19 protein-coding genes and 1 tRNA gene are annotated in these 25,753 nt (G+C 44.7%); 9 read left to right on the top strand and 11 right to left on the bottom strand.

The window, feature by feature from the left end:
* Together QZW82_RS29695 and QZW82_RS29690 are read left to right on the top strand one after the other, a co-directional pair.
* Positions 1-519: transposase (locus tag QZW82_RS29695; protein ID WP_293157150.1), on the top strand; the 519-nt coding region annotated here is incomplete at its 5' end.
* 34 nt (positions 520-553) lie between these two features.
* Positions 554-814 carry a MerR family DNA-binding protein gene (locus QZW82_RS29690; RefSeq protein ID WP_293157147.1) on the top strand — a complete coding sequence of 87 codons (261 nt, stop codon included), beginning with the start codon at positions 554-556 and terminating at the stop codon, positions 812-814.
* Positions 815-1,621: 807 nt separating this feature from the next.
* Here QZW82_RS29690 and QZW82_RS29685 read toward each other — a convergent pair.
* The 5 genes from QZW82_RS29685 to murA form a co-directional block, all read right to left on the bottom strand.
* Positions 1,622-2,647, bottom strand: a complete 1,026-nt coding sequence (locus QZW82_RS29685; RefSeq protein ID WP_293157144.1) for a spermidine synthase — start codon at positions 2,645-2,647, stop codon at positions 1,622-1,624.
* A 124-nt stretch (positions 2,648-2,771) separates the two neighbouring features.
* A complete protein-coding gene (locus QZW82_RS29680; protein ID WP_293157141.1) occupies positions 2,772-3,659 on the bottom strand; it encodes a DMT family transporter in 888 nt (295 codons plus the stop codon).
* A 263-nt stretch (positions 3,660-3,922) separates the two neighbouring features.
* A tRNA-Leu gene (locus QZW82_RS29675) sits at positions 3,923-4,004 on the bottom strand.
* Positions 3,983-4,855: a M48 family metallopeptidase gene (locus QZW82_RS29670; RefSeq protein WP_293157138.1), complete on the bottom strand. Its 873-nt coding sequence runs from the start codon at positions 4,853-4,855 to the stop codon at positions 3,983-3,985. The genes QZW82_RS29675 and QZW82_RS29670 overlap by 22 nt, the downstream gene beginning before the upstream one ends.
* Positions 4,856-5,041: 186 nt before the next feature.
* Positions 5,042-6,433 (bottom strand): UDP-N-acetylglucosamine 1-carboxyvinyltransferase, encoded by a 1,392-nt coding sequence (gene murA, locus QZW82_RS29665; protein ID WP_293157135.1) that lies wholly within the window; start codon positions 6,431-6,433, stop codon positions 5,042-5,044.
* Positions 6,434-6,656: 223 nt separating this feature from the next.
* Here murA and QZW82_RS29660 point away from each other — a divergent pair, with 223 nt between their 5' ends.
* The 6 genes from QZW82_RS29660 to QZW82_RS29635 all read left to right on the top strand — a co-directional run bounded on the left by QZW82_RS29660 (position 6,657) and on the right by QZW82_RS29635 (position 14,698).
* On the top strand, positions 6,657-6,857 hold the full coding sequence (locus QZW82_RS29660; protein ID WP_293157132.1) for a hypothetical protein: 201 nt from the start codon (positions 6,657-6,659) through the stop codon (positions 6,855-6,857).
* Positions 6,830-10,642: a chromosome segregation protein SMC gene (gene smc / locus QZW82_RS29655; RefSeq protein ID WP_293157129.1), complete on the top strand. Its 3,813-nt coding sequence runs from the start codon at positions 6,830-6,832 to the stop codon at positions 10,640-10,642. The genes QZW82_RS29660 and smc overlap by 28 nt, the downstream gene beginning before the upstream one ends.
* 67 nt (positions 10,643-10,709) lie before the next feature.
* The gene (locus tag QZW82_RS29650; protein WP_293157126.1) at positions 10,710-11,726 is read left to right on the top strand and encodes a PRC-barrel domain-containing protein; all 1,017 of its coding nucleotides are present in this window, start codon (positions 10,710-10,712) and stop codon (positions 11,724-11,726) included.
* Between the two features lie 130 nt (positions 11,727-11,856).
* Entirely contained in the window at positions 11,857-12,174 is a 318-nt protein-coding gene (locus QZW82_RS29645; protein WP_293157123.1) for a DUF433 domain-containing protein, read from the top strand.
* The gene (locus tag QZW82_RS29640) at positions 12,171-12,518 is read left to right on the top strand and encodes a DUF5615 family PIN-like protein (RefSeq protein ID WP_293157120.1); all 348 of its coding nucleotides are present in this window, start codon (positions 12,171-12,173) and stop codon (positions 12,516-12,518) included. Before QZW82_RS29645 ends, QZW82_RS29640 begins: the two co-directional genes overlap by 4 nt.
* Before the next feature lie 332 nt (positions 12,519-12,850).
* Positions 12,851-14,698: a DUF6798 domain-containing protein gene (locus QZW82_RS29635; protein WP_293157117.1), complete on the top strand. Its 1,848-nt coding sequence runs from the start codon at positions 12,851-12,853 to the stop codon at positions 14,696-14,698.
* 268 nt (positions 14,699-14,966) lie between these two features.
* Here the strand turns inward: QZW82_RS29635 and QZW82_RS29630 are convergent, their stop codons facing one another.
* The 4 genes from QZW82_RS29630 to rfbC form a co-directional block, all read right to left on the bottom strand.
* Positions 14,967-15,941 (bottom strand): glycosyltransferase family 2 protein, encoded by a 975-nt coding sequence (locus tag QZW82_RS29630; protein ID WP_293157114.1) that lies wholly within the window; start codon positions 15,939-15,941, stop codon positions 14,967-14,969.
* A gap of 139 nt (positions 15,942-16,080) precedes the next feature.
* Entirely contained in the window at positions 16,081-17,883 is a 1,803-nt protein-coding gene (locus tag QZW82_RS29625; RefSeq protein WP_293157111.1) for a hypothetical protein, read from the bottom strand.
* Between the two features lie 444 nt (positions 17,884-18,327).
* Positions 18,328-19,200 (bottom strand): dTDP-4-dehydrorhamnose reductase, encoded by an 873-nt coding sequence (gene rfbD / locus QZW82_RS29620; protein WP_293157108.1) that lies wholly within the window; start codon positions 19,198-19,200, stop codon positions 18,328-18,330.
* 3 nt (positions 19,201-19,203) lie between these two features.
* Complete coding sequence (gene rfbC / locus QZW82_RS29615) at positions 19,204-19,749, bottom strand: dTDP-4-dehydrorhamnose 3,5-epimerase (RefSeq protein WP_293157105.1); 546 nt, start codon at positions 19,747-19,749, stop codon at positions 19,204-19,206.
* Positions 19,750-19,799: 50 nt separating this feature from the next.
* On the opposite strand from rfbC, the gene QZW82_RS29610 reads away from it, so the two are divergent.
* Positions 19,800-20,474: a methyltransferase domain-containing protein gene (locus QZW82_RS29610; RefSeq protein WP_293157102.1), complete on the top strand. Its 675-nt coding sequence runs from the start codon at positions 19,800-19,802 to the stop codon at positions 20,472-20,474.
* Positions 20,475-20,604: 130 nt separating this feature from the next.
* Here QZW82_RS29610 and vapB read toward each other — a convergent pair whose 3' ends face one another.
* On the bottom strand, positions 20,605-20,832 hold the full coding sequence (vapB, locus tag QZW82_RS29605; protein ID WP_293157099.1) for an antitoxin: 228 nt from the start codon (positions 20,830-20,832) through the stop codon (positions 20,605-20,607).
* Between the two features lie 179 nt (positions 20,833-21,011).
* Positions 21,012-25,487, bottom strand: coding sequence for an NACHT domain-containing protein (locus QZW82_RS29600; RefSeq protein WP_293157097.1), 4,476 nt, complete (start codon positions 25,485-25,487; stop codon positions 21,012-21,014).
* Between the last annotated feature and the right edge of the window lie 266 nt (positions 25,488-25,753).

Here is a 25,753-nt window from a genome sequence, read left to right as displayed (position 1 = left end):
CAAAAAGTAGATAATTACTTGCATCACACCAGCCGATTAATCGTCGATATTTTGACGGCGCATCAAATTGGGACGCTAGTAATTGGTAAAAATGCACAGTGGAAAACCGGAATTGACCTGTCCAAACAAACTAATCAAAACTTTGTCAGCATTCCTCACGCTAGACTAATTGAGATGTTGGAATACAAAACTCGATTGGTGGGAATTAAAGTGATAGTTCAAGAAGAGTCTTACACCTCTAAGTCGAGCTTTTTGAACCTAGATCCAATTCCTGTGTACGGACATACTGATGCGTCGAATGTCATATTTAGTGGCAGGCGAATCAAAAGAGGATTGTACAGAACATCAGTCGGTCAATTAATTAACTCCGATGTTAATGGTTCTTATAACATTCTCAGAAAAGCAATCCCAAATGCCTTTAGCAATGGGATAGAGAGCTGCGTAGTTCAGCCGAGGCGGGTCAATCCGCTCAAAGTAAAAGCGAAGGGGGAGGGATTTAACGCCTCCCATGCCATGTAATAAATGACTATACTTTTACCAGCTATTCAACAGGTTGGCGTTTATTAAACGATCTCAGGCTCTGGGTTTGAGCCTTCAGGAGATTAAGGATATTTTACAAGTTCGCGATCGGGGAGAGTTGCCTTGCTCTGAAGCGAAGCAGCATCTAACGGCGAAGGTTGAGGCAATTTCCGGGCAAATTGCAGCGTTAGAAACTTTGAAAGGGGAATTGCAAGGAATTCTCAACCGCTGGCAAGAGCAACCCTCGCCGGAGTGTATTACTCGCACCATTTGTCCGAACATTCAGCGGGATTGAGCAACGGCAGAAAGATACAAAAAAAGGGAAGGAATTATCGGTTTCCTTCCCTTTGTTGTTTGGTTTGTGGTTTGGTGGGCGATCGTTTTGGCGATCGTGCTGAGCTTTTAACTGTTTTCGGAGAGTTTGCTGTTGCTTTTTGAGCTGTCGAGCCCTGGCCGATCCGCCTTTGCCTTTGGAGTTTCTGCCCTCGCTGCGGGGAGACTCCCAACTTTTTAGTCTCATGTTTTTATTTATGTGTACTACTTATATAGTACACCGCCACCATTGCAGTGTCAAGTAATTTATAGCCTGTCTGGTGTAACAGTGCGGTGCTCTTATGGAAGAGGGCATAGGGCATAGGGCATAGGGCATAGGGCATAGGGCATAGGGCATAGGGCATAGGGCATAGGGCATAGGGCATAGGGCATAGGGCATAGGGCATAGGGCATAGGATTGGAATCCGTGTACCTCACTTTCTTGACAACCGCTATATTAGACAAGATTGCATAAGTCTTCGAGCGATACAGAAACCGCAGATGTCAGACAGATGCAACACAGATGCAACGCAGATAATTTCAGGGTGTTTTCCGATTTTTGCAATTCAAGTCTAATATTTAAGAACACAACTATCTATTTTATTCTACTTAAAATTTAGGATTGTAGCCAGAAATTTTCATGCTCAGGCTCGCGAATTAAATAATTTACACATATTTGTGGGATGGGCGTCTCGCCCGTCCAGAAAGCATGAGCGGGACGCCCGTCTCACAAGAACAATAAAAATTGTAAGTTGTTATTTAATTCTCATTCCTTAGTTTGATTTTTCGCTCAGTCCAAATATTTCCTAGGCATTGCAGCATCTGTAAAAATTGGTAGCGTTTCCCAAATTTTCAGCCATTCCGGCAATTCCGCTAATGTTTTGAGCTGAAGCGACATTTCTACTAAGGAAAATTCTAACTTGTGGAAATCTTGAATAAGTTCGGCTTTCAAAAAAAATTCACTTCTAGCTAAATCTGGAGCATTAGTCGCGAAAACTATACTGTTACCAGTATCTAAATTGCATATATAAACTTGTGCGAACACAGTTTGAATTGTTTTAACCGCCGCTGCATTAAACTCTTGTTTGTGAAACAGGTGGATAGCTAAAACGCCCGTATTTGACAAGTGCGTTTTGCAGAGTTGGTAAAATTCTTGTGTCACCAATGGATAGGGCATATAGCCGCTGCCAAAACCAGCATCTACAATAATTATATCTTTTTTTATCGTGGGATTTTGTTCGGCAAGATATTGACGACCATCTTGAATCGCTACTTTTAGTCTGTCATTGAATTGAATGCCAAAAAACTTTTGAGCAACTTCGACAACTGTTGCGTCTATGTCGGCAGATTCGACTATCGCGTTAGGGAAATAGTGATGCAAAATTCTGGGAAGAGTGCCACCCCCAAAACCGATTATATAAATATTTCTTGGTTGAGTTTGCCAGAGTAATGCTAATAGCATTGCTTGGGAATATGGAAATATTAATTTAAGTGGATTGTTGAGGTCGAGGATTGATTGAGCTACACTTGTAGTCAAAGTTTCTCTATCTACTAAAACCAGGAGCAAGCATGATTTATCTTTTTTGATTGCTACGATGCTGTCGCCGGAATCTTGTTGAAATATGATGCCGTCTGGCTGTTTTTTAAGCCAGTCAATCTCTTGGTTGGCAATTGCTAAATAATACCAATTATCTAAAATTGTGCAACACTCTTCGACCCCCCCTAGCCCCCCCTTGCTAAGGGGGGGGACAAGAATACTGTTATTTCGTTGAAAATTGGTATAGTTATTGTTTTGCTTGCCTGTATCATAATTCATAGTATTCTAAATTAGACGTTTGAGATTAAAAATTGATGACTAAAATCGTGGTTGGGATCTGACGTATAGTTTCATTATTGTTGAGAACTTATATCAAATCTAAAATCTAAAATCTAAAATCGAATCACCTCAAACCCAATAATAGCGCGATTCCGCCGATCGCACAAACCACGCCCACAAAAGCCCGAAAACTAACCTTTTCGCCGGCGAGTACGGCTAGAGGCAGTACAAACAGGGGACTTGTAGAGCTCAGTGCTTGAGCGATGGCTGCGGGTGCATATTTCAGGGAAGTCTGTTGCAGGAAAATTCCGAGATAGGTTCCCAAAAAAGCTGCTAAAATTATTGCACCTAATATTTTTGGGGCTTTTAATTGTTGCAAAGTGCCAAGGTTTGTGGGGTTGAGAAAGCACAGCATGACTGCCATACCGCCGCTCAAACGCAAAGCCGCTGTCCACAAGGGATCGATATCTATTTGAGCAAATGCAGCGCGGGATAAAACTGCTCCGGCTGCGTGGGCTGTTTGTCCTAATAAACTAATGCCTAATCCTTGCCAAAGATGTTTTGATGGTAAGGTTGTTTCGGCTGTTGTTTCGGCTGTTCTTTCGGCAATCACCCAAGCTACACCGCAGATTGTTAAAAGAATGCCTGTACAAGCAATAGGCGATAGCTTTTCTTGCAAAAATATCAAGCCGAATAAAGCTGTCAAAGGCGGAGATAGGGTTTCTAGAAGCAGCGCTCGCCTCGCGCCTAAATATTTTAAGACGATAAAGAAAGCGGTGTCTCCGATGCCAATTCCTAGGGCGCCGCTGATGAGCAGCATTGTTAAGATATTGGGGTTGACTGCTGGTAAGGATTTACCTAAAATTAGTATGGTGGCAAGAAGCATGACCAGGGCGATCGCGCCTTTGAGCAAGTTTAGTACAACTGCCGGGATTTGCTGTCCGACTCGCTGCCAAATCGTGGAAGATAGAGCCCAGACAAATGCAGCACCTAAAGCGGCGATTTCACCCATAAAGTTATTGGTTATTGGTTATTGGTTATTGGTTATTGGTTATTAGTTAAGCTGCTCTGCATTTAAATTGTGTGTCAAAAAAAATCTTTCTTGTGTGGGCGTCCTGCCCGTTCTGAATATACTACAACTTAAATGCGTGACAGCTTGTTGGTTATTGGTTAAATGCCCGATGCCCAATTCCCGATGCCCAATTCCCGATGCCATATAAATTAGGGTTCGAGACTTATCATCTCGAACCCTAATTTATTAAGCTCTGTAAGTAGTGGGCGGGGAGAGAATCGAACTCTCATACCTTTCGGTGTCAGATTTTGAGTCTGATGCGTCTACCAATTTCGCCACCCGCCCTTTTTTGTGGCTTCACCATCATAACACACCGATCGAGATTGTGCAAGCAAAGATTCATAATTTTTTGAACTTGCCCAGCGATCGATCTCTTTGGCGCGCAATACTGGTACAGGATGGGACAACTGAGCCGTTTGAGCTTGCTTGAGCATTTCCCCGAGTTCAGTGCTACTGAGGTCGTCGTAGGCCCGCGCTTGCGCCAAAAACGCATCGACATTCAGTTTCGGAGCTAACGCTGGCGAACCTCCGGCCAGTTTCATCAACACCGATGCTACCACTCTGGGGTCTTGGGTGGCGAGTAAGGCGGCGCGATCGCACGTAAATTCTGCACAGCGCAACCATTCCAACATTTGCGTTTGCAAACCCTGGGCGAGTACGGTTCCCAAAGGCGAAATTTGACCGGCGGCCAAGACAATTAAATTAGCCAGAGTCAGGTAAACTCCGTGCTCGCACTTCAAATGTCCCAACTCGTGACCGATTACGGCTTTCACTTCCTCGTCGGTGAGCAAATCAATCAGCGAAGTGTGCATCACCACAAAAGGCTGTTTTCCCCGCATCGCAAAGGTGTAAGCATTGGGCATCGGATGCTGGCGGACATAAAGCTGCGGCACTTCCAAATCCAGAGTTTTGCAAGCATCCACTAGCAATTGATGCAGGTGCGGTAATTGATTTTCGCCGACTTGGACGCTGGAAGCCAGATTTTCGAGCATAAAAAACTGTTCGCCAAGTTGTCCCAGCAACTGCCGCACCATCAAATCGAGTCCGGGCAGTTGTTTGAGAGTGTTGGTGGCTTCCAAGTCCAGCGGGTGCCGAAACTGGTCTGCTTTTAAACCGATGAGGGGGATGTTTAACATTTTAGTCAGTTGGTCATTGGGCAGTTGGCAGTGGTTATTTGTTATTTGTTATTTGTTATTTGTTATTTGTTATTTGTTATTTATTAGTTGTCATAACTAATAAATAATAACTCTTCGACCCTTCGACTACGCGAGCGGGCACCGCAAATAACCGACAACCAATAACAAATAACCACTAACTACTAACTAACAGTTTAAACTCGATCGCACGGGATTGACAGGAGCCTCAGCCGTCGTCGGGTCCGTACCCTCTTTGACTCGCCGCAACTTAGCTCCCAATTTTTGAAGTTTCATCTCTAACTGCTCGTAGCCGCGGTCTAAATGCTGCAAGCTGCTGATGGTTGTGACACCATCTGCTGCAAGTCCCGCGATTACCAAAGCCGCCGAAGCCCGCAAATCTGTTGCGACTACCGGCGCACCCGACAGCATTGAGACTCCGCGCACCACGGCGACATTCCCTTTAACGCGAATGTCGGCGCCCATGCGGTTGAGTTCTGCTACGTGGCGCAAGCGGTTCTCAAATACGGTTTCTTTGATCATGCTGTCTCCCTCGCTCAGCGTCAGCAAAGCCATAAACGGAGCTTGCATATCTGTGGAGAAACCGGGGTAAGGCAGAGTTTCGATGTCTGTGGCAGTGAGAATTTTGCCGGGAACTATCCGCACAATGTCGGACTCTACGATAATTTTCGCCCCCATTGTCTGCAATTTGGCAATAACTGCGGTCAGGTGGTCGGGAATTACCGACGACAAACTGATTTCTGAGTGAGTGATGGCTCCTGCTAATAAAAATGTTCCGGCTTCGATGCGATCGGGAATAATTGCATAGTCTACCGCGTGGAGTTTCTCAACTCCCGAAATGACGATCGTATTGGTGCCTGCGCCTTGAATTTTGGCTCCCATCGCGCGACAGAAGTTGGCCAAATCGACGACTTCCGGTTCTTGAGCCGCGTTTTCAATGACGGTTTCTCCTTGGGCCAAAGTCGCCGCCATCATCAAAGTTTCAGTGGCGCCGACGCTGGGGTAGTCCAAATAAATTTTGGCTCCTTTCAGGCGGCGGTTCGGCCCTTTGACGTAAGCGTTGACTGTACCGTGGTCAATGTGGACTTCGGCGCCGAGGGCTTGCAAGCCCCGAACGTGAAGTTCAACAGGCCTGGCACCGATGGCACAACCACCGGGCAAGGGTACTTTGGCAAATCCCAAACGCGCTAGCAGGGGCCCGATGATGAAGAAGCTCGCCCGCAGTTGGCTGACTAATTCGTAGGGGGCTTGAGCATCCAGGAGGTTGCTGGCGTTGATGTCTAAAGTATCGCCATTCTGCTGTACTTTGACTCCTACAGCCGATAGAATTTGCCCCATGCGGGCGACATCGACCAATGCGGGAACGTTGCGGATGTGGCAATCGTCAGGGCATAGTAGAGCTCCTGCCATGACTACTAAGGCCGAGTTTTTGGCGCCACTGATTTTGACGTGTCCTTTCAGGGGCTGGCGACCCCAAATTTGTAATACTTGTTGGTCGCTTTCTGGTGAAGCGGACAGGTTAGACGAGTTTTGAGCTGGTGTAATGATTTTGCCCTCCATAATATTCGCTTCGTTACTTTATACATTATTAATTTTGGTTTCGATTTTACCGGAAAGTTTGAATATGTCTAGGGGGTAATGTGAGGAAGGTCTGACTTTATCTTGGCTAAATTCTTACTGGGTGGGGGTTTCAGGTACGATCGCCAAATTAATGTTGATTTAGTTTCATGAAGTTATTTGTATCAAACTTTACTTTTCTTTGATGGTGTCGCTGGGGGCCGAGATGCTAAACCATTCTCAACAAGCTTTTGAAGAAGTTGAATCTGACTCCGTTGTTGACAAAAGTGGCATATACCTGTTCGATCGACAATGCCGAGAAGTTCGCACGTTGTCGATCGCCCCAATGCCTGTGCTACCCTGTCAGGAATACCCTAAAGCCAAAGTTAGTGCTAGCAAATGGTTCACATTAAGCGGATCGAACTAACTAACTTTAAATCTTTTGGTGGCACAACGTCCATTCCCGTGCTGCCTGGTTTTACTGTGGTTTCCGGGCCCAACGGTTCAGGGAAGTCCAATATCCTCGATGCTTTGTTGTTTTGTCTGGGACTTTCGACTTCTAAGGGAATGCGGGCTGAACGTTTGCCGGATTTGGTGAACAGCGCCCAAAATAAGCGCGGTACGATTGAGGCTAGCGTGACTGCTACCTTTGCGCTGGAAGATGTGGGTGATGAATGGTTCGCTCAGGATGAAGATGAGGATGAGGTAGAAAAGGCAGCGGATGATTTGTCTGTTGAGTCTGTTGAAGCAGAAGATGTAGAAGCAATCGAAATTCCAGAAACTGAAGACAACAACGGACAATCATCCAATCGAAAATCTCAAATTCCCAATCAAAAATCGGATGAGTTATCTGTTGAAGAAGTCGAAGAAATAGAAATCGCCACCAGTCAAGAAAACAACGGACAACTACTCGCTACTAATCGAAAATCTAAAATTCAAACTCCCAAACCGGATGAGTGGAGTGTGACGCGCAAACTCCGAGTCACTCGTCAAGGAACTTATACGTCAAATTATTACATTAATGGCGCACCTTGTACGCTGACTCAACTGCACGAACAACTTAACCGTTTGCGAATTTATCCCGAAGGTTATAACGTTGTTTTGCAAGGAGACGTTACTAGCATTATTTCGATGAATTCTAAGGAACGCCGCGAAATTATTGACGAATTAGCTGGAGTGGCTCAATTCGATCGCAAAATCTCTCTTGCCAAGCAGAAGTTGGATGAAGTTAAGGAAGTTGAAGAGCGCAGCAGTATTGTCGAAAAAGAGCTAATTTCTCAGCGCGATAGACTGGCGAACGATCGCGCAAAAGCTGAAAAATATCAAAAGTTGCGGGCGGAATTTCAAGAGAAGTCGCAGTGGGAAATTGTTCTCAAGTTCCGCCAGTTGCAAAAGCAAGAGTGGAAACTGCGCGAACAAATCGAAACGGGCGATCGCAATTCTACATCTCTCACCGAACAATTGCAAGCCATTACCACCCAAATTCAAGCTGCAACCGCTGAACTTGACGCACTAAATGCTCGCGTTAAAGCTTTGGGCGAGTCGGAATTGTTGGCGTTACAAGCAAGTATTGCCACTCAGGAAGCGGAACGGCGACAACTCCAAAACCGCAAACAGGATTTGGAAACAACTGCTGGACAAATGGCAGCTAATATAGCACAAACTGAGCAAGAAGTTCGGCAGTTTCGGCAAAGTTTGGAGCAAATTGAGATTAAAATATCCTATGTGATGTCTCAAATAGGTACTTTTCAGGAACAGCGCGACGCCGCCCAACAAAGTTTAGATCGGAGTCGGGAAGTTGCAAATGCGATCGCCTCGACGGCGGAAGCTTGGGTGCAGCAACAAACGGAATTGCACCACCAAATCGAAACAATTCAGCAAACTTTGGAGCCGCAGCGCACCGAACAAGCTACTATTGGCGAAAGAGCCGATCGCCTGCAAAGTCAAATTCAAGAACAAAACCAATCGCTACAAGTATTGGAACAGGAAATTACAGCTAAAAAAAATCAGCAATCAAGCCTTGGAGAAACCCAAAAAGTTGCTGCTTTGCAAGTAGAATCGCTGAATCAGATTGTAGTCGCAGCCGAACAAGAATTGCAATTGCAACAGGAAACTCAAACTCGTTTGCTGGAAGAACAGCGGGAAAGACAGCGCAAGTTAGATAAGCTAGAAGTGCAGTTTCAAGCCCAGCAAGAAGCCAGCGGCACGTTTACTGCAAAAATTATCGCGCAAAGCGGAATTGGCGGAGTTTGTGGTTTGGTGGCTCAACTGGGTAGGGTGGAACCGCGCTTTCAGTTGGCCCTGGAAATTGCAGCGGGTGGCCGCATGGGTAATATGGTGGTGGAAAATGATAGTGTGGGGGCTGCTGCGATCGAATTGTTGAAGCAAAAACGGGCGGGAAGGATGACGTTTTTGCCTTTGAATAAGATTAGAGGCGGCAGGTTTTCGGTAAATGAAAATTTGCGGCGCGCGGCCGGGTTTCTGGATGCGGCTGTGAATTTGATAGAGTGCGATGTGCGCTATCAGGAGATTTTTGCTTACGTTTTTGGCAGTACGGTGGTGTTTAGCAATCTTACTGATGCCCGCCGCTATTTGGGACAGTACCGGATTGTCACTTTAGATGGGGAAATTCTGGAAACGAGCGGCGCGATGACTGGGGGAAGTTCTACTAATAAATCTACCTTGCATTTTGGTACGGTTGATGCTAGTGATGCTGCGGATGAAGCGCGGACAATTGCTGCTTTGCAAGAACGGATTGAGGAAATTGAGCGGATTTTGGAACGGTGCAAAATTGCGATCGATCGCGCTGCTGTTGCTGTCAAAACTCGCAGCCAAGAATTGATGGAAGCAAAGCAGAGTTTGCGCGAACATCAGTTGCGCTTGGAACAGTTGGACTCGGAAATCAAGAATTTGCAAGCGCAACAGGAACAAGTGCGATCGCAAATTACTAAAAACACTCAGGAATTGACTGATTCGCGATCGCGATTGCAGTTGCTTTCGAGGGAATTGCCCGCACAGGAAACTCAATTGCAGCAGTACCGCCAAACTTTGGCGCAGTTGGAAGAGTCGAACAGTCACAGCGAATGGCAGCAAATGCAGTCGGGTTTGCGAACTCTAGAAGCGCAACTGCAAGAGCGCGAATTGGCTCTGAGAAACGCCCAGCAGCGCCAAGGAGACCTGCAAAATCAATTCGGGCGCTTGGAAGAAAAAATTAAGGAAGGCAGCGAGAAATTGCAGGAATGGCAAGTGCAGCAAAATGCGGGAACTGATGCTGTAAACCGGATTGTTTCGCAGCAGTTAGAACTAGACGCACAGATTGCAGCAGCTAAGACAGCTTTGAGCCAAATTGAAGAGAAATTGGGTTTAGAGAAAGGAGAACGCGATCGCGCGGAATCGCAACTGCGAGAGCAACATTTGGCAAAACAACAGTTACAATGGCAGTTGCAAAAACTGCACGAAACTCAGCAAGAACGCCGGGAACAATTAGCCGCCGTCCGCACTCTCATGGAAACCCAGCGCGCGGAAATGCCCGATCCGGTGCCGTCGATTCCGGAAAATGTCGAGAAAGCCAATTTGACGGAATTGCAGCAAGAAGTAAAGGCGATCGCCAAACGCATTCAAGCTTTAGAACCGGTGAATATGCTAGCATTGGAAGAGTACAACCGCACTCAAGAACGCCTGCAAGAATTGAGTCAAAAATTGACGACATTGGCAGGAGAACGCACTGAACTTTTGCTTAGAATCGAAAATTTTACCACGCTCAGGCGGCGCGCTTTTAAAGAAGCTTTCGATGCGGTTAACGAGAACTTCCAGACAATCTTTGCGGAACTTTCCGAAGGTGATGGGTATCTTCAGCTAGATGACCAGGAAGACCCCTTCAGCAGCGGTTTGAATTTGGTCGCTCACCCGAAGGGCAAACCCGTTCAACGGCTGGCTTCCATGTCGGGAGGCGAAAAATCGCTGACAGCGCTGAGTTTTATTTTTGCGCTGCAACGTTACCGCCCGTCTACGTTCTATGCTTTTGATGAAGTGGATATGTTTTTGGATGGGGCAAATGTGGAGCGATTAGCTAGAATGATAAAACGACAGTCTGAACAAGCCCAGTTTATTGTTGTGAGTTTGCGGCGACCTATGATTCAATCGGCTGAGCGTACAATTGGTGTTACTCAAGCGCGGGGAGCTTATACTCAAGTCATCGGACTTAAGTTGTAGTCCCAGTGTTTCTGTTGACGAACGTGTTCAGCAATATATGTACTCGATAAATCAGGATTAAAGCTAGATGACATCCGAACAAATCTGCCAACGCTCCGACATTCTAGGCACTCAGGTAATCACCCGCGACAGAGGTAAGCGCTTGGGTGTAGTCAGTCAATTGTGGGTGGACATTGACAGGCGGGAAGTTGTGGCGATCGGTCTGCGTGATAATATATTTGCGGTCGCTGGAATGCCGAAGTTTATGTTCCTCAGCAATGTTAGCGAAATTGGCGACGTGCTGTTGGTGGAAGATGAAAGTGCGATCGAAGATGATGTTGATGTTGAAGTCTACAGCATTTTGATTAACAGCGAAGTGATTACCGAAACCGGCGAACTTTTGGGAAGGGTGCGGGGCTTTAGGTTTGACCCGGAAGACGGTAAGTTAGTTTCTATCGTCATCGCTTCCCTCGGAATCCCCCAAATCCCCGACCAAGTTCTCAGTACCTACGAGTTGGGGATTGAAGAAATTGTCAGCAGCGGCCCCAACCGCTTGATTGTGTTTGAAGGTTCCGAGGAAAGGCTGAGGCAGCTTAGCGTGGGTTTGCTAGAGCGCGTCGGTTTGGGACAAGCACCTTGGGAACGCGACGAGGAGGAACAAGGCTATTATCCCAAACCTGTGGCTACAGACCATCAATTGGGCCCAGGCGTGCGGATTCCTGCTCCGGAAATGCGAAGCCGAGTAGCAGCACCCGTGGTAGAAGAGGTTCCTTGGGATGAGGATTCGCAGTGGAATCGCCCACCGGTACGACAGCAGCAGATGCGCGCGATGCCCCAGCCCCAGCAGATAGACGATTATGATGAGTATGAAGAGGATAATTGGGGCGGCGAGGACGATTACGAGGAAGACGAGTACGAAGAGAAGCAGTACAGCCCTCAAGTTTCTCGCCCGAAGGAGCCTGTCGTAGTGGAGTACGAGTACGAGGATGATGTGGAGGCGGATGCTTGGGCTGACGATGAAGCATCGAAGCCTTACCAGGCTCCTCGGGTGAATATCCCTGAGAAGACTAAGACTCCTGAGTACGAGGAAGAGCCTGGTTATTAGGATTAATCCAGGGAAGTCCCTCTGTAAGATACTGTTGGAAAACCCGCTTTTGCGGGTTTTGTTGTGATTGGGGCGATCGATCTAATAGATATAATAGAAGTATAAAAGTGCGATCGAAAAGGTAAAAACCGTGACTCTAACTGCAACTGAATACAAATATGTGGAATTAGACGAGAAGAACGTTCCTCTCATCGCCGGAACCACAATGAAAGTCGTTGAATTAGTACAAGCTCATATCGCTTACGGGTGGAGTCCAGCCGAGTTGCACCTCAACCACCGCTATTTGACAATGAGCCAAATTCATTCTGCTTTTGCTTATTATTGGGATCACAAACAAGAGCTTGATGCAGATATGCAGCGCAGGTTTGAGTATGCCGAAAAGTTGCGCTTAGAGGCTGGCGAATCTGCTTTGGCTAAAAAACTCCGAGCCCAGGGACTAATTAAATGAGCATAGCGCTATATATGGACGAACATATCCACTTGGCAATTACGGTGGGATTGCAGTTTCGGGATGTAGATGTTCTGACGGTTCAAGACGACGGTAGAACAGGTATGCCCGACACTATTATACTCGATCGCGCAGCCGAGCTTCAGCGCGTTGTTTTTACTCAAGACGAGGATTTTTTAGCCATAGCAAACCGCCGCCAGCAAGAAGGAATAAATTTTGCTGGCGTCATCTACGCTCACCAACAAAGTGTAACTGTTGGCGATTCGATTCGTGACTTGGAAATAATTGCCAAGGTTAACGAACCTGAAGATTTAGCTAACTGCGTTCAGTACCTGCCTTTGTAGCAAAACCCGAAATAGCGATCGGCTCAATCCGTGATATTATATCTGGTGATTTGATGTGCAATATGGTAGCCAAGGCAGAGTTATTAATTGGTCAAGCCATCCTACAAAAATTATAGATATAGCCTTTCTCAAAAAGGTGAGGTATGACTGACAGCTTATATAACCGCTTAAACCAAGAGGGCTGAAGCCCAACAACGTACCTAATCTTTGTGACAACCGCTATAAATTCGCCCCTGCTTTCGCTCTTTTTCCTCCCCTGAGTCCTCTGCGCCTCTGCGGTTTATAAAAAAGCCCCTTCACTTTAATATCACATCAAAAAAATTGAACCGTCAATGCAGAAAACTGAAAAATCAAACAAGTATTTAAATATATCTCTCTATACTGTTATCATCATCGGTTCATTCATAGCAGTAGGGTATAAGTTCCCGATAGGAGGCAACTTTCCCGAATTGCCACAAATCCAATCCCTGCTCAATCCTGAACTCTACAAAAATGACTATCACGTTCAGGAAATGGTTAAATTCAATCCGAGATACTATTATTATCAGATCATTTATTTGTTAGCAAGCTTAGGGTTAAGCATCCCCTTAGTACATTTTATTTATCAATTCCTAGCCTTTGGTTCAGTTATCCTAGCTTGTCGGGCAATTATCAGAATATATACTAATTCACAACTGCCAGTAGCAGCAATGAGTTTCTTGTGTTTAGCCGCTTCATTTACAGATGTGGGTAACACGCTGGTATTTTCCACAAAATCAGTACCGAGTACCTTCGCAATGGGTGTCGCAATCTGGGGAATTTACTTTAGTTTGCGTCAGAAATGGCTGACAGGATATTTCTTTTTTGGACTGGCTTGTTTGCTGCAATTTTTAGTGGGTTTTCTGCCGGGATTGATGATGATTCCCGTTTTACTGATAAAATCTGTAAGAGAGCGGCAATTCAAAACGTTGATTTGGGCGATCGCACTTTTATCAGCAATGTCAAGTATAGTATACGTACCCATGTTATTGACAGGCACTACCGGCACTCCAATCATCGACAATGCCGAGTTTGTATTCATCCACGCCAAAGTTCGCAATCCTCACCACATCCTGCCGTCAAATTGGACTATTGGGAATTGGTTCAACTTTATATGTTTCATCAGTGGCGGCTTGCTGTGCATCAAAAATACCGACTTACTCCAAAAAGCAGACAAGATTAATTTTTATATAATTGTTGGCACATCAATTTTCGCGCTGTTCCTAAACTACGTATTTGTAGAAGTTTACCCGCTGGCTTTAATCGCCAAACTGCAATTGGCGAGAACCGTTCCATTTGCTCAGTTAATTATATTTATTGCTGTTAGTTTAACCGTCGGTAGGCTTTACACAAATAAAAAAATAGCTGTTAGCTTGTTGCTGCTCTCTGTACTGACGTTGCCTTTTCGAGGTGTAATTTTCCTCGGATTATCAGTTTGGCAAAGCAGAAACTACGTATTTCCCAAGAGATACAATATATTGCTGTGGATTTTTACAGCAGTAACGTTGATTTTTAGTTTGATATATCCGGCGACTGATTCGTGGGAAATTATAGGAAATCGCCTAATTAGCATACCTATCCTCTTTTCAATTCTTGCCTTGCCTTTCATTTTAGAACAAACATCTATATCTACAGCACTCACACAAATAGTAACCCATATTTTAGCTTTGACAACTACCGCCATCTTAGTTTTGGGAGTAGGAGGGATTTTACCAAAGCCAATGTTAGAAACATTTCAAAAAAGAGTTAATATTAATGTAGTTCCCAGCAACGACTTAAACAGACTAGCTTTACACTTTTCGCAAATTAGCAATCAAGATGCACTCATATTAATTCCACCTTCAGTTACCAGCTTCCAGTTTTACTCTCAGAGAGCTATAGTAGTTAATTTTAAGAATTTTCCCTTAACAGAAACAGGAATCAAAGAGTGGCAAAATCGCATGGAAGCTATTTTAGGAGTTCCCTTAAACCCGCAAATGATTTGGGGAGGGAACGACTTATTCAGCCGTCGCAGCAGTACAGAGTTAGTCAAAGTAGCCCAAAAATATCAGGCCGATTATATCCTGACTCGCAGCGATTGGCATCCAAACATTGAAGGAGAAATAGTAGATAAACAAGGCAAATGGATAATCTTTAAAATCACAAATAAAACAGGTTCGTAGTGAGGACTTCAGTCCTTCTTCAGGTTCGTAATTCAGGTTCGTAGTGAGGACTTCAGTCCTTCTTAAGGTTCGTAGTAAGGACTTCAGTCCTTCTTCAGGTTCGTAGTGAGGACTTCAGTCCTTCTTAAGGTTCGTAGTGAGGACTTCAGTCCTTCTTAAGGTTCGTACTGAGGACTTCAGTCCTTCTTAAGGTTCGTAGTGAGGACTTCAGTCCTTCTTCAAAATCAGAGGACTAAAGTCCTCACTACAAACATCATAATATAAACAGTTAAATATCAAAATCCGAATCATCAATAATTTCACAAATCTGCTTATCCACATAATCAGCAGCCACATTCCGCGCAATCAACTCAGCCAAAATTCCCAAAGAAATCAACTGCACCGACAGAATTGTACACAAAATCCCAAAAAATAGCAAAGGTCGATTGCCGATCGGCCCAAAGTGCATCCCGGCTAAATTCAAAAACCAAATTACAATCAAATAACTCAGCGAAACAGTACCCACCAAGCCAAAACACAACCCCAATCCACCAAACAAATGACCTGGTTTGTGCAAATACTGAGTAGTCGCCAACACCGTCAACAAATCAATAAATCCCCGCGCATAACGTTCCCAACCGTAATTTGATTTACCATGTTTTCGCGGATGGTGTTCGACAACTACTTCGCCAATTTTAAAACCTAAATTATTTGCTAATGCTGGAATATAGCGGTGCAATTCCCCGTACAATTTAATTGAGTGCAAAACTTCCCGCCGATAAGCCTTGAAACCGCAATTCATGTCGTGCATTTTCACCCCAGTCAGCAAACACGCAACTGCATTAAACAGCCTCGAAGGCAAGGTTTTCGATAGGGGGTCATTCCGCTGTTTTCGCCAACCAGAGACCAAATCAAATCCCAATTCTAGATGATGTAAAAATTTTGGAATTTCGGCGGGGTCGTCCTGTAAATCTGCATCGAGAGTAAAGATAATTTTTCCTGCTGCATTGCGAAATCCTGCTGAAAGTGCGGAGGATTTGCCAAAATTGCGGCGCATTCTTATCGCTTTAATTTGTTGGGGAAATTGACTGGCTAAATCAGCAATTTCTCGCCAAGAAGCATCGCGGCTACCATCGTCTATGAAAATGACTTCGTAACTGTCAATTCCTGTTTGGGACATGACTGTGCTAATTTTTTCAAACAGCATTTTGAGGGTTGCTTCTTCGTTATGAACGGGAATTACGAAGCTGATTTGTTTGGGCATAAGGCAATTATATTTTATTTGTGTTGTCAATGAGTTTTTTTATTAACCGCAGAGGGCGCAGAGGGCGCAGAGAAGGAGGAGCACAGAGAGAGTAGGAAAAAGGGGTTTATAAATTATTTATGGTTGTTATGGATAAATTTTAATTTTTATCGATCAATTGGGAGTTTCGCAAAGCTACCCAACCTTCGCGGTTTTTGAATGAAGCATAGGCTGTCAATAATTTATCTGTTGGCGATGTTTGAATGTATCCTCTCCAAGCTGCGGATTCGTAGGCCACCCCAAATAAGTTAACTAAGTCGGGGCGGGGAAATCCTGACATGGCGAAACCTCGAACTACATTTTCTTGGTTGAGAATGACAATACATTTTACATGATTTTCGGGATCTCCTACCCAACCAATTACTCTAGCGGCGGCTGGTGCGAGTTTTGTGATTGTATCAAAATATCCGGGTACTCCGTCTTTGGGGGCTGAGAGTAAATTCGGGTCGATTTTTGTGTCTAATGCTGCACAGAAGTTGTATTTTTTGATGTCTCGATTGAATGGTACTAAGTTGTTAGTTTTTAAGGCATCGATTAATCCGACAAATGCGGCGGGTTTGTTTCCTACTCTCTCTTTAATTAGGGTGATGTCGGTGATGCCTAATTGCAATGATAGTGCTACTAGCGGTTGATAGGTGGCTCTGCGGCCGATCGCCCTTGCAGTTTCGCCGCCCACCCCGTACATTAAAATGACGGCGGCTGTCACGACTGCAAACAGCGGTGTCAGCCATCGTTCTTGAATTCTCGGTTTCGGCTGCAACTCCTGCACAGCAAGCACTGTGAGGATAATTGTACTCATCCAAAACAAGGCTGGGAGTGTGGCGTAGCGGGAAGCGGTAGCCTGTTCGACTCCAAATCCCGATCGACTAACTGCGGCCATTAAAGCCGTTTGCAGGGTGTACAATTGGATGGACAGCCAAGGCAGCCAATTTGGGCGATTCCCTACAGGATAGCCAAGCTGCACAGACTTTTTTGCCAATAGCCAATAACCGACAAAACCCGTTACAGCGATCGAGCCAATTATACCAATAATTGACGCAACAATAATATTTTCGCTAAAAATACCCCCGAGATAAATCGGAATATATTCGAGAGTTTTCAGCGGATTAATTTTAGTTAAAGAAGGATGATTGGACGGAGTTTTGTAAGTTAAAAAATAAATACCAATCACCGCAATCGAAGCAGCAAAATACAAATAAGTTATCCGCCGAGGAAACCGCAGCACAATCGCAGCCCCACACAATATCGGCCACAAACCTAAAGGAGTGCTGTAACTAATACAACCTAAAATCCCAAAAACAATACTACCAATTACCCACTTATTTTGTTGCCATCCCTGATTCCCCATCTTTTCCGAGGAATGAATATCTAAAGGTTCTGCCTCTCTGCTCTTTAATAATAAATTAACATATGATTGCAAACAAAATATCGAACAAATTACAAATAAATTAGCAATAATCCAGTGGACTCCACTAAATCCCCGCATCCAGTTGTGTGCCGCCGCCGGAGTAAAATTAAAAATAGAAATACACAGGATGACTGAGATAAATTGTAGTGGAAAATTCCTTAATTTTAAAGGCAGTAAAGCAATCAAGACATAGCACTGAATCAAAGCCAAAAACCAAGCAATCAAACACAAACCAATATTTGAACCTTGGGTGACAATAATATTCAAGCCATAGATAATCGCCGGAATCAAGACAAAATGCTCGTTCGCCCGAAATATCCAGTTAAAAGGATTTGTAGAGAAACCGTCTACTGAATAAAAATTCCAAGTCATCCACCAATAATCAAAATTAGACAAGTCTCCCGCTTGGGATATCAAGTACAAAATATATGAAGCGGGTATCAAAATGCTGATAACTGAGGTGATAATTAAAACATATTGGTTGTTGATTTTCATTGATTCCGACATGGGGAGATTTTGAATTAATCGGGGGGTTTAGCCTAATAAAGTTCAGTTAAACCGGATCCCCCCTAACCCCCCTTAACAAGGGGGGGACAAGAAAACTGTCAAAGTCGATCTTTTTAAGGGAGATTTAGGGAATTTCCGGGGATAAACAGCGCCACAAAGATACAAACTAAGCACAGTAAAGCTTATAACTGAGCACTTGCACCATTCTCAACTAGCCTTTTATGGACGGGCAGGATGCCCATCCCACAAGAAATTTCCTCTTTGTGGAACAGGCATCTTGCCTGTTGCTGACGGGCAGGATGCCCATCCCACAAGAAATTTCCTCTTTGTGGAACAGGCATCTTGCCTGTTGCTGACATTGGTGGAAGATCAGTTATAACAGATAATTTCCAAACAAAACCCACCCTCGCGTTTTGAGTTTTACTCAATTTTTCACTTCATTTCTTTAACCAGCATTTCTCTGAGCCCTTGCCGCCAGTGGGGAGGATAGGTTCCCAGAAGTGCTGATATTTTTACTGTAGAAAGTACAGAAAAAGCGGGACGTTTTGCGGGTGTGGGATATTCGGCGGTGGTGATGGGAATTACGCGCTTGATTTTGAGGGGAAAGCCGAGTTTCTCTGCTTCTTCAAAAATGGCGATCGCAAAATCGTACCAACTACACACACCGCTGTTAGTATACTGGTAAGTCCCAAAACTTTCCAAGCCAAGCAGAGGGATGATTTGAGCAGTCGCAGCCCCCAAATCTGCTGTCCAAGTTGGACTTCCAATCTGATCTGCTACTACCCGAAGTTCTTCCCTATCTTTGCCCAATCTCAGCATGGTTTTGACAAAGTTGCCTTTACCGCCGTTACCGTAAACCCAGGCGGTTCTAATAATAATATGTCGGTTTCCCGCTTTTTTAATTGCTTCCTCGCCTGCTAATTTGGACTGCCCGTAAATTCCCAATGGGTTTGTCGAATCTGTTTCGAGATAAGCAGAACCGCTGCTACCATCAAATACGTAATCAGTGGAAAAGTGGATTAAACTTGCTCCCAGTTTCTCGCATTCTTCGGCAAAGATGCCCGGTGCGATACCGTTGACTGCGTGGGCTAAGTCTGCTTCGGTTTCGGCTTTGTCAACCGCAGTGTAAGCAGCGGCATTCACGACGACATCCGGTTGAATGTCAGCCATTGCTTGACGGATGGTTTCGGGCTGGGATAAATCGACGGAAGTGCGATCGACTGAAATGACCTCTCCCACAGATAATAAGATGGGATGCAATTCTTGAGCTAGCTGTCCGCTACCGCCTGCGAGTAAAATTTTCATTATCTAAAACACTTGAGCTCTTTTCAATGTTTGTCCGGCTTTGTCTTTAGGTGATAAAATTGGTTCGGCACCATCTAGCGGCCAGGCGATCGCCAAATCAGGATCATTCCATACAATACACCGCTCGTGTCCCGGTGCATAGTAGTCTGTAGTTTTGTACAAAACTTCAGCAATGTCTGATACTACTAAAAAACCGTGAGCAAATCCCGCCGGCACCCAAAATTGCCGCTTATTTTCTGCACTAATCAAACAGCCCACCCACTGTCCGAAAGTCGGCGAAGTTTTTCTAATATCCACCGCCACATCATATATTTCGCCCGCCACAACCCGCAGCAATTTACCTTGAGGCTGCTGCATTTGGTAGTGCAAACCGCGCAGCACATTTTTAGAAGACTTGGAATGATTGTCTTGAACAAATTCTGCCGTCACGCCTGTTTTTTCGACAAAAGCTTGGTGATTGAAACTCTCAAAAAAGAAACCGCGATCGTCTCCGAAAATTTTCGGCTCAATTATCAGAACGTCCGGTATTTCTGTAGATATAACATTCATAGTTGGCTGTATCGCGTGATAAACTCATACTCAGTCTATGCTATCTTACTATGAAAACTGACACATATCTCAAAAAGTTGTATGCCAACCGATTTGATTCCCGACAGATGCAAGCCAAGGTGGCACTTTGGAAAGTTTTAATTGACGAATTTTTACAAGATTATGTTCCTCCAGAATCGGCAGTTTTAGATATTGGCGGCGGCTACTGCGAGTTTATCAATCAAATTCGGGCTGGCGACAAATGTTTAATTGACCTGAATCCCGATTCAAAGTTATTTGCTAATGCTGATGTCAAGGTGCTGAATATTGATGTGCTTAACTTAGATAATCGTACTTCTTTTAGCGAACAGTTCGATCGCATTTTTATATCGAACTTTTTTGAACACCTCCGCAACAAAGAGGAACTTGTAGAAATCATCTCATTTTGCTTTGATGCGCTGAAGCCTAGCGGCTCTCTTTTGGTGATTCAGCCAAATTTCAAATACTCTTACAAGGAATACTACGATTTTATCGACCATCAATTACCGATTACACATTTATCCCTGCAAGAGCTTTTACAAACTGTCGGGTTTAAAGTTGATGTAATGATACCGAGATTTTTACCGTTTTCGACGAAAGGGCGGCCGGCCTCGCCGTTGTTGTTAAAGGTTTACTTGAAGTTGCCTTTTTTGTGGCGTTTTTTGGGCGGGCAAATGTTTGTTAAGGCGTCGAAACCCAACTATTGAGGCAGAGTTTTGCGATCGGCATTCCCAGGTAGAGCCTTGGAACGAGAATCTAGGCCGATCGCTATTTTATTAATTGTATCACAAACAAGGTCGATCGCCCTTAATATTATAGTTGAACAGATTTATGAAATTACAGTGCCTCTCTGATCTCCAAAGCAGGCTGTTCTCTAGTTTCCATGAAGTCTTCAGAGAAAAGTTTTAAGCTATCAAACAAAATTTGCCACGGATTGTCTTTCGAGATTAGAACAACAACATTACCTATCTTTTTAATGTAAACTTCGCTATCTTGAAACTGGTATTCCTTCGGTAAAACTACAGTCTGGCGATCGCCCTCGATCGATAATTTCACAGTGTTCATTTTAGCAACTCCCAAAATTCACTACTTATAGTTGATTTTATCATAAATAAGGTCGATCGCCCTTAATATCCCAGGACGAGTTGACTAAAATGTAGGCAGAAACCGGGTTTTTTCGACAATTTCCGCCGCAGTTTTAAATCCACGAAAAACCCGGTTTCTTTAGTCCTAGCGACGCAATATTAAACCAGATCGCACACAGCCCCTAAAGATGCGATCGTCACTTTTTCAGCCTCCGTCAAACCCGTAACACCCGTGATATTCATGCCCTCATAAGGTCTTTCAGCTATCAGCGTTTTGAGGCACTCACCAGTCTTGACATCCCAAAGCTTAATAGTTGCATCCAAGCTGCCACTAGCCAAAGTTTTACCGTCTGGATTAAATGCGACTGAACTTACAGTATCGCTGTGACCTTGAAAAGTTTCGAGGCATTCACCACTATAACAGTCCCATAATTTTATAGCTTGATCGGCACTACTACTAGCCAGGGTTTTACCATCTGGACTAAATGCAATCGACCATACAAAATTGCTGTGACCTTGGCAAGTTTGAAGGCATTCACCGCTGTGCCAATCCCACAACTTTATAGTTCGGTCATTACTGCTGCTAGCGATAGTTTGACCGTCTGGACTAAATGCAATTGACCATACAAAATTGCTGTGACCTTGCAAAGTTTGAAGGCATTCACCACTGTGGTAATCCCACAACTTGACAGTGAGATCGTGACTGCCACTAGCCAGAGTTTTACCGTCTCGACTAAATGCAACTGAAGATATCCAATCGTTGTGACCTTGCCAAGTTTGGAAGCATTTACCGCTGTGGTAATCCCACAACTTGATAGTTTGGTCATTACTGCCACTAGCGATAGTTTTACCATCTGGACTAAATGCAACTGAATTTACCCATTGGCTGTGACCTTGCCAAGTTTGGAGGCATTCACCACTGTGGTAATCCCACAACTTGACAGTTCGGTCACTACCCCCGCTAGCGATAGTTTTACCATCTGGACTAAATGCAACTGAATTTACCCATTGGCTGTGACCTTGATAAGTCTGGAGGCATTCACCACTGTGACAATCCCACAACTTGATAGTTTGGTCACTACTGCCACTAGCGATAGTTTTACCATCTGGGCTAAATGCAACTGAATATATCAAACTGCTGTGACCTTGCCAAGTTTGGAGACCTTCAGCACTGCGACAATCCCACAACTTGATAGTTTGGTCACTACTCCCGGTAGCGATAGTTTTACCGTTTGGACTAAATGCAACTGAATTTACCGAATGACTATGACCTTGAAAAGTCTGGAGGCATTCACCGCTGTGGCAATCCCACAACTTTACAGTTCGGTTATCGCTGCCACTAGCCAGAGTCTTACCGTCTGGACTAAATGCAACTGAATTTACCGAATGGCTGCAACCTTGCCAAGTTTGGAGACAGTCATCACTGCGACAATCCCACAACTTTACAGTTCGGTCATCGCTGCCACTAGCCAGAGTTTTACCGTCTGGACTAAATGCAACTGAATTTACCCAATGGCTGTGACCTTGCCAAGTTTGAAGGCATTCACTGCTATGACAATCCCACAACTTGATAGTTTGGTCACTACTCCCGCTAGCAATAGTTTTACCGTCTGGATTAAATGCAACTGAATTTACCCATTGGCTGTGACCTTGCCAAGTTTGCAGGCATTCGCCACTGCAACAATCCCACAACTTGATAGTTTGATCACTACTGCCACTAGCGATAGTTTTACCGTCTGGACTAAATGCAACTGAATTTACCCAATGGCTGTGACCTTGCCAAGTTTGCAGGCATTCGCCACTCCAACAATCCCACAACTTGATAGTTTGGTCACTACTGCCACTAGCGATAGTTTTACCGTCTGGACTAAATGCAACTGAACGCACCCAATCGCTGTGACCTTTACAGGTCAAAATTTCTTTTTCACTAGCAATATCCCAACAACGAACTACGCCATCTGTACCACCTGTAGCTAACAGTTTACCATCAGGACTAAATACTACTGCAAAAACCGTACCGAAACCTTTGATAAAATTAGAATCACTCAAATTCGCCCCAGCAAAATTGACACGCCGCAAACTAGCATTAGAAAAATCAGCACCTTTAATCACAGCCCTCGATAAATCTCTCCCTTCCAAAGCAGCATTATCAATTTTCACCAATACCGTCGCCGCATTCCCCCCGACATAACCAACTTCCGCCTCATTTTTACCTTTCGTCGCCTCCAAAATTTCCAACAGTCTCGACTTAACCTCACCAACAAACTCGGTTTTTCCCAGGATCGGTACCAACAAATCCATCACCGCTTTCGTCAAAGTTTTCTGCCCGAAACTGTTAAGAAGTTGCCCTAAACTTTCACTCACAAAACCCTTCAAAGCCGGAATCGGCACAATATCGCCCGCATTGTCCGCCTGACGGCTAAAATATGCCGACCAAGTATAATTCACCGACTCAACAGAATTATCCAAATACAATTGTGCCTGCGACAACTCCGTAAAATCAGCGGGCAAAACCCCCAACTCCGCCGCCAACTTATACGCTACAAAAAACTCCAAAAGTGACCTGTGTGCCGGAGAATAATCCCCCTCAGCATTGCGAATTAACATCGTTTGACCCATCATGTCGTAATGCCAGTGGTCTAAATCCTTTTCTGCTTGCACCGCAGCCCCAAACAAGCGGCGAATTCTGTCTGGAAACAGCCGATAATTCAAACGCATTTGGTCGGTTGATAGCATTTCCCAGGACAGTTCGCACAGGAAAAATAACTTATCTGCCAGGGATGTAAACGTCCTTTCTGCCTTAATATCCCGTTCCATTTTCCGCCGCACCGCATACAGGTAAACTCGCGACATATCCACGGGTTTACCTGCTTGAATATCCGGCAACGATTCTAATATCAATTCTGCCATCACCGGCCGCCGCGCCAAATCCAATAATTGCGGATTGTTCATCACCTGTGCTACAGTTTCGGCATCGGCTTGGTGAGATAATACTTGACGGATTTGGTCGTCGTCAAATGCCGCCAATTCCAATACTTCAAACTGCGGTGTTTCTCCGCTGAGATTGGCAGTCGAGGCTTTTAATTCGGCATTCAATAAAGCGCGTCCTTCTTTGGCTTCGGGAAAGTGTTCTGTGCGACAGGTTAAGATGACTTTTGCACCGGGAACAATTACTTTTGCTAGTTCCCAGAAGTTGTTAATTGTTTGTTGTCGATCGCACTTAGCGGCCATTTCATCAAATCCGTCAAAAATCAACAGCAACTTACCCATCCGATTCAGTTGGTCGAACACTTCACTATTCAGTCGAATATTGTGCTGAGTAAAGAAGAAGCCAGCCAAAACATTCTCAACATTCAAAGCTCTTGCATAGTCACGCAAAGTGATAATTAAAGGCAAGCGAGGTCGTTGAGTTCCTTTTTGTTTTGCCTGTTGGTAGCGCTGCAAAGCCGTCCAAGCGTAGTGAAAAGCAAACCAAGTTTTCCCCGTCCCGAATTCGCCCAAAACTGAAATATGTTCCTTCGCCGGATCGTCCATCCACAAGTCAATATAACCGTCAATCCAGCCATCTTCTTCGCCGTAATAGCTCGCATCAATTTGTCGCTTATTAACGCCATCTAACTCGGCTTTCGTACAACCGAGAGGCACGTATTTCCCATCGATTTTTCGGCGCTTAACTTCATTCTCCAACCATTCGATGTAGCCGCTAAAATCAGCATCCACATCAATCAGTTCGTCAAACGTATAACAATCGAGATGGCGATTTTCTGGTTGGTCAACTTCCCTGCGGGCGGCTTTAGAAATCCGGCGCGATGTCACCAGCCAACCTTCATCGGTTTTTTGCGTTTTTACCGACTGTCTCAGCGCCCCGACATCTTGAATTCCCGCTTCTCCCGCCATGCCGCGAATCAAAATGCGATCGAACCTACCCCGCCTCACCGGAATCCGAATAATCCATTCAAAATAGTTATCTTCCCAAACCTGATACGGCTCAAAATCGTAGCCCAATATTTCAAACCAACCGCGCATTTGCTGCGCCAAAGCAAACTCTTGGGATTTTACCGCAGTTTCATTTCCTGCTGGTAAAGCCGGGTTAATTTCCACAGCCAGCCGCGCCATTTCCGCCCGCATTCCTTCGAGAGTTGGCAGTCGATCGAGCCTTTCTTGAACTGCTACAATTTGTTTGTGTACTGAATCAATCTGATGATTCGTCAAAGCTTCTTTGGGATTGCGGGTGCGTTTGGTGACGGCGATAAAAACTGCGGAAAAAGCAGCAAATTCGCGCCGAATGTCAATCCCTAAATCTTTAATTTCATCTCCCAAAGCATAGGCATCGAGAAAATCTTCTCCTTGTTTGAGAAACACAGCCGGAGAATTGCGATCGAATGCTTGGCGGAAAGCTTGTTTAATCTCTTCTTCCCGAAACAGTTCTAAAATTGGCTTGGGTTTGCCGATGCCGTATTCTACTAAAGTGTAGGCGTAAACGGTGCTAAAATCCGGTAGCGGATGTTCGGGATCTAGGTTAAATTGTTTGAGTAATTTGATGACTGTTTCGCTGCGCTGAAACTTATCTTTAATTATAGGATTCGCAATGCTGGTAATCGCGCCGATAATCATATCAAGATTTGGTACAATCATGCTGGGATTTTGAGGTAGTTGGTGGGGAATTAGGAAATGCGATCGCACCCGACAGACTTGTTTTTATCTTAAGGTCAAAAGTAGTCACAGACTGCTGGCAAGATTATTAAAGCCCGATCCCCCCTAGCCCCCCTTAAGAAGCAGGGTGGATTAATTGTCGAGAGGTTAAATCAAGGCTATGAAGGCTATTGACTGACATCATGCGAGGCATTTAACAGGTTTATCTGAACTAGATAAATCAAAAAGTAACTCACTCAAATCTTCAA

Source organism: Microcoleus sp. bin48.metabat.b7b8b9.023, assembly GCF_013299185.1.
Classification (GTDB): domain Bacteria; phylum Cyanobacteriota; class Cyanobacteriia; order Cyanobacteriales; family Microcoleaceae; genus Microcoleus.
The sequence above is the reverse complement of the archived record's forward strand: the minus strand, read 5'-3'. Positions and strand labels throughout refer to the sequence as shown.

Coding starts and splice junctions, on each gene's coding strand:
- QZW82_RS29630 (WP_293157114.1), bottom strand. CDS start 15,941: ATGCCCAAACAAATCAGCTTCGTAATTCCCGTTCATAACGAAGAAGCA.
- vapB (WP_293157099.1), bottom strand. CDS start 20,832: ATGAACACTGTGAAATTATCGATCGAGGGCGATCGCCAGACTGTAGTT.
- QZW82_RS29660 (WP_293157132.1), top strand. CDS start 6,657: ATGCTAAACCATTCTCAACAAGCTTTTGAAGAAGTTGAATCTGACTCC.
- rfbD (WP_293157108.1), bottom strand. CDS start 19,200: ATGAAAATTTTACTCGCAGGCGGTAGCGGACAGCTAGCTCAAGAATTG.
- murA (WP_293157135.1), bottom strand. CDS start 6,433: ATGGAGGGCAAAATCATTACACCAGCTCAAAACTCGTCTAACCTGTCC.
- QZW82_RS29670 (WP_293157138.1), bottom strand. CDS start 4,855: ATGTTAAACATCCCCCTCATCGGTTTAAAAGCAGACCAGTTTCGGCAC.
- QZW82_RS29650 (WP_293157126.1), top strand. CDS start 10,710: ATGACATCCGAACAAATCTGCCAACGCTCCGACATTCTAGGCACTCAG.
- QZW82_RS29625 (WP_293157111.1), bottom strand. CDS start 17,883: ATGAAAATCAACAACCAATATGTTTTAATTATCACCTCAGTTATCAGC.
- QZW82_RS29680 (WP_293157141.1), bottom strand. CDS start 3,659: ATGGGTGAAATCGCCGCTTTAGGTGCTGCATTTGTCTGGGCTCTATCT.
- QZW82_RS29635 (WP_293157117.1), top strand. CDS start 12,851: ATGCAGAAAACTGAAAAATCAAACAAGTATTTAAATATATCTCTCTAT.
- QZW82_RS29640 (WP_293157120.1), top strand. CDS start 12,171: ATGAGCATAGCGCTATATATGGACGAACATATCCACTTGGCAATTACG.
- QZW82_RS29610 (WP_293157102.1), top strand. CDS start 19,800: ATGAAAACTGACACATATCTCAAAAAGTTGTATGCCAACCGATTTGAT.
- rfbC (WP_293157105.1), bottom strand. CDS start 19,749: ATGAATGTTATATCTACAGAAATACCGGACGTTCTGATAATTGAGCCG.
- QZW82_RS29685 (WP_293157144.1), bottom strand. CDS start 2,647: ATGAATTATGATACAGGCAAGCAAAACAATAACTATACCAATTTTCAA.
- QZW82_RS29600 (WP_293157097.1), bottom strand. CDS start 25,487: ATGATTGTACCAAATCTTGATATGATTATCGGCGCGATTACCAGCATT.
- smc (WP_293157129.1), top strand. CDS start 6,830: ATGGTTCACATTAAGCGGATCGAACTAACTAACTTTAAATCTTTTGGT.